At 73.0% G+C, this 2356-nt stretch carries 2 protein-coding genes, 1 tRNA gene and 2 pseudogenes; 2 read left to right on the top strand and 3 right to left on the bottom strand.

Annotation, left to right across the window (positions count from 1 at the left end):
• Positions 1–96, top strand: a pseudogene (locus tag ABZY91_RS41920) (NAD(P)-binding domain-containing protein); the annotation flags it as partial.
• 98 nt (positions 97–194) lie between these two features.
• Here the strand turns inward: ABZY91_RS41920 and ABZY91_RS41915 are convergent.
• From ABZY91_RS41915 to ABZY91_RS41905, 3 genes are all read right to left on the bottom strand, one after another.
• Complete coding sequence (locus tag ABZY91_RS41915) at positions 195–572, bottom strand: hypothetical protein (RefSeq protein ID WP_329879688.1); 378 nt, start codon at positions 570–572, stop codon at positions 195–197.
• A 126-nt stretch (positions 573–698) separates the two neighbouring features.
• Complete coding sequence (locus tag ABZY91_RS41910; protein ID WP_355409489.1) at positions 699–1607, bottom strand: Bax inhibitor-1/YccA family protein; 909 nt, start codon at positions 1605–1607, stop codon at positions 699–701.
• A gap of 153 nt (positions 1608–1760) precedes the next feature.
• Positions 1761–1842, bottom strand: a tRNA-Leu gene (locus ABZY91_RS41905).
• A gap of 406 nt (positions 1843–2248) precedes the next feature.
• Between ABZY91_RS41905 and ABZY91_RS41900 the strand changes: the two are divergent.
• Positions 2249–2356: pseudogene (locus ABZY91_RS41900) on the top strand (ABC transporter ATP-binding protein); the annotation flags it as partial.

Raw genomic sequence — 2356 nt, 5'->3', positions numbered from 1 at the left:
GACGGCGGGAACTCCCGCTGGACCGACGACGTCAAGCACGCCGAGGCGCTCGCCGCCAAGGAGATCGGCTTCGTCGACTGCGGCGTCTCCGGCGGGCCCGGACGAGGGCCCGGTCCGGCCCCGGCGCGGCAGGCTCCCGGTGACGTTCCCGGTGAGTTCCGGTGAGCTCCCGGCGGAGCACTCGCCCGTCCCGCTCAGTGGCAGAGCGCGGCCGCCCGCGCCACCCGGGCCGATGCCTCGGCCCGGACCGCCGCGACCGTCGACGGCCCGCCGAGCTCCGCCGGCAGCGCCACCCCGTCGTCCCCGGGCAGCCCGGCCAGTGCCGCCACCAGGTCGTGCCCGGTCACCGCGAGCTGGTCGCCGACCGCGAACGCCCCGGCCTCCGGAAGTTCCCGCACCGGCCCGCCCTCGACCGCCCGCGCCGCCGCGGCCAGCCACCGGGCCAGGGCCAGCGCGGCCGCCGCCCGCGACGCGTGGCCGGGGACCACACCGTGCAGCCGGCTCTGCGGCATCGAACGGAACCGGTCCGCCAGGGCGTCGACTGCCTCGGCCAGGGTCTTCTCATCGGACATGCCGCGAGCATACGGCGCGGCCCGCGAGCGCCCGTACGCGAAAGCCGCCGGGCCCCGGAGCGAGTGCTCCGGGGCCCGGCGGCCGTGTGCGCACGAGGCGCGAGAGGCGTCCGCGAGGACCGGCGGCTAGTCGTCGCCGCGCAGGATCGCGATGAGCCGCAGCATCTCGATGTAGATCCAGACCAGCGAGAGGGTGAGCCCGAAGGCGGCCCGCCAGGACTCCTTCTGCGGCGCGCCCTGCGCGATGGCCTCCTCGATCGCGGCGAAGTCCAGCGAGAGGAAGAAGGCGCCGAGGGCGATCCCGATCAGGCCGACCACGATGCCCAGCGGGCCGGAGCGCAGGCCCATGTCCGCGCCGAACAGCGACGCGACCATGTTGATCATCAGCAGCAGCACGAAGCCCATCGCGATCGCGATGCCGATCCGCGTGTAGCGCGGGGTGACCCGGATCCGGCCGGTCTTGTAGGCGATCAGCATCGCCGCGAAGACCGCCGCGGTGCCCAGGACCGCCTGGATCGCGATGCCCGGCAGGGCGGCGTTGAGCATCTTGGTGATCGCACCGAGCGCGAAGCCCTCCAGGGCCGCGTAGGTGAGGATCAGCGGCGGGCTGACGCTCCGCTTGAACGAGACCACCATGCCGACCACGAAGGCGACCAGACCGGCGCCGATGGCGAGGCCGTAGTTGCGGTCCGGCAGGAGGAACCAGGCCAGGCCGCCGCCGGCGACCAGGGTGAGCAGCGTCATCGCGGTGCGCGCGACCACGTCGTCGATCGTCATCCGGCCCGTCGCCAGCGGACCGGCCGACGGAGCCCGGTACATCTCGACCAGCTGGTCGTCGGTCAGCGGCGCCTGGCCCTGCGGCTGCTGCGCGTAGGGGCTGCCGGCGTACGGGTTGTTCCCGTACGGGTTGTTGCCGTACGGGTTGGTGGCGGACGGGCCCCCGGCCGACGGGGTCTGGGTCGTCCCGAAACCCGCGTAGCCGGACTCGCGGGTGAAGGACCCTTCCCGCGAGAAGACCGGGTTGCTGCTTCTCATTGCTCATTCCCTCCGTGGCGGTACTGCACCGCCCGTCACAAGGGTAATGGCTTGGCAAAAAAACCAACATCCGCCGCGAGGAGGATCCGGCGGGAACGTGCGGCGGGGGACGTCCGGCGGGGACGCCGGTCGGCGTCCCCGCGAGTCGGTCGGTGCCCGGAGCCGGACTCGAACCGGCACGGCCTCACGGCCAAGCAGTTTTAAGCTGCCCGTGTCTGCGTTCCACCATCCGGGCGTCCTGCGGACCCGGCCTCGCCTGCGGACCGGAGAGCAGCGCTCCGCCCCCGTACGGGCCACCCCTGAGCCTAGTATCCCGGCCTCCCCTTTCGCATGTTCCGAGCCAGGGAAGTTGTCATGTTTCCTTGCCATCTGACGAACAGTTCGTGATTTGGCCACCAAGGGCGTGCGATCCGGCCACCGGCCCTCCGGTCAGGGTCGGTGTCATACCGCAGGAGGAGGGCGTCAGCTGGGCGTACGCCCAGCGGTGGTCAGGCCAACCGTCCGGCGGAGCGACGAGAAACCATGATCACGTGGCCGAGCATGGAGGTACGGCTGGACACCCCCGGGAGGGGGCCCGGCCGGCCAACGACTTCCCCGGCGCCGTCCGGGCCCGTCCTGCCCGCGACCCCAAGGAGCACCCCGTGACCACGTCGACCGCAACCGCCGTCCGCACCGGCCGGGCGGCCGCCCGCGCCACCGGCCTCAACAAGGTCTACGGGGAGGGCGAGACCCGCGTCGTCGCCCTCGAC

Origin of the sequence: Kitasatospora sp. NPDC002965 (genome assembly GCF_040611255.1) — a bacterium.
In the GTDB taxonomy this organism is placed as follows: Bacteria; Actinomycetota; Actinomycetes; order Streptomycetales; family Streptomycetaceae; genus Kitasatospora.
The sequence above is the reverse complement of the archived record's forward strand: the minus strand, read 5'-3'. Positions and strand labels throughout refer to the sequence as shown.

What these genes read in the sequence shown, in the direction of transcription:
- ABZY91_RS41910 (WP_355409489.1), bottom strand. Translation starts at nt 1,607, where the DNA reads ATGAGAAGCAGCAACCCGGTCTTCTCGCGGGAAGGGTCCTTCACCCGC.
- ABZY91_RS41915 (WP_329879688.1), bottom strand. Translation starts at nt 572, where the DNA reads ATGTCCGATGAGAAGACCCTGGCCGAGGCAGTCGACGCCCTGGCGGAC.